The organism is Bacillus cereus group sp. BfR-BA-01331 (assembly GCF_022663915.1).
GTDB classification, from domain to species: Bacteria; Bacillota; Bacilli; order Bacillales; family Bacillaceae_G; genus Bacillus_A; species Bacillus_A mycoides.
In genome coordinates this window covers 1-225 of sequence record NZ_JAKUGJ010000205.1, presented here as the reverse complement: position 1 = coordinate 225, position 225 = coordinate 1, and the positions used below count along the sequence as shown (strand labels likewise).

Below are 225 nucleotides of genomic sequence, written 5' to 3'. Positions count from 1 at the left end.
ACAAGGTCCCAACTACCATCGGCGCTAGAGAGCTTAACTTCCGTGTTCGGTATGGGAACGGGTGTGACCTCTCTGCCATCATTACCAGACTATATTCATTTGAGACAAGAATCATCATAACTCATTCGACATTTAAAGTCAATAAGTTTTTTATATTCTCTCAAAACTAGATAACGTTGCTTCATATTATATGGTTAAGTCCTCGATCTATTAGTATTCGTCAGC

Annotated in this window: 1 rRNA gene; it reads right to left on the bottom strand. The window is 38.7% G+C overall.

Annotated elements, in window-relative coordinates:
* Positions 1-89 (bottom strand): 5S ribosomal RNA (gene rrf, locus MR155_RS32560); the annotation flags it as partial.
* Positions 90-225 lie beyond the last annotated feature (136 nt).